The organism is Streptomyces sp. UH6 (assembly GCF_013421635.1).
Lineage (GTDB): Bacteria > Actinomycetota > Actinomycetes > Streptomycetales > Streptomycetaceae > Streptomyces > Streptomyces abyssomicinicus.
The window spans coordinates 1-1059 of the sequence record NZ_JACADT010001415.1 but is presented as its reverse complement, the minus strand read 5'-3'; the positions used below and the strand labels follow the sequence as shown (position 1 = coordinate 1059).

Here is a 1059-nt window from a genome sequence, read left to right as displayed (position 1 = left end):
GATCGCGGCACCGCCCACGCGGTACGGCGCGCGGGGCCCCGTCCAGTGGGTACGGCCCCCCGCCGGCCGCCGCCTTCCCGACGCCGCCGTCCTCGTCCCCGCCCTCGCCTACGCCTGTACGCGCGACCGGTAGGCAGGCGCGTCCCGGGGAGTGCGCCTGCGGGGAGTGCGCCTGCGGGAACTGCCGCGTTTCCGGGGAAGTGTTGCGATCCGGTCATCGTCAGGGGGCACGGGGAGCCGGGCGGACGCGGGGGTCATAAGGTCGGTTCCGTGCCCGGTTCCGGTTCCGCGGAGGGATGAGATGACTGCCGCCGTACGCGTGGAAGGCCTCTGGAAACGCTTCGGCGAGCACGTCGCCGTGGGCGGGATCGACCTGGAGCTGCCCGCCGGGCGGTTCGTCGGACTGGTCGGTCCCAACGGAGCGGGCAAGACCACCACCCTCTCCATGATCACCGGCCTGCTCCGCCCCGACCAGGGCCGGGTGGAGGTCGTCGGACACGACGTGTGGCGCGACCCCGCCGAGGTGAAGGCGAGGATCGGCGTCCTCCCCGAGGGGCTGCGGCTCTTCGAGCGGCTGTCCGGGGGCGAACTCCTCTCCTACGCGGGCCGTCTGCGCGGCCTGCCCGGCGACGAGACCGACAAGCGCGCCGCCCAGCTGATCGAGGTGCTGGACCTGTCCGCCGCCCGCGACAAGCTGGTCGTCGACTACTCCACCGGCATGCGGAAGAAGATCGGCCTGGCCTCCGCCCTGCTGCACAACCCGGAGGTGCTCTTCCTCGACGAGCCCTTCGAGGGCGTCGACCCGGTCTCCGCGCAGACCATCCGCACCGTCCTGGAGCGGTACACCGCGTCCGGGGCGACGGTGGTGTTCTCCTCCCACGTGATGGAGCTGGTCGAGTCGCTCTGCGACTGGGTGGCGGTGCTGGCCGCGGGCCGGATCCGCGCCGCGGGGACGCTGGAGGAGGTGCGCGGCACCGCGCCCTCGCTCCAGCAGGCGTTCCTGGAGCTGGTCGGAGCGGGCGACCGGGACGCGGGCAGCAGCCTGGACTGGCTGGGCGG

1 protein-coding gene and 1 pseudogene are annotated in these 1059 nt (G+C 73.6%); both read left to right on the top strand.

From position 1 onward, the window contains the following. Window positions 1-133 (top strand): annotated as a pseudogene (locus HW445_RS33990) (DNA primase); the annotation flags it as partial. A 168-nt stretch (window positions 134-301) separates the two neighbouring features. Beyond that, a partial coding sequence (locus tag HW445_RS32255) for an ABC transporter ATP-binding protein (protein ID WP_180224291.1) occupies window positions 302-1059 on the top strand: 758 nt, incomplete at its 3' end.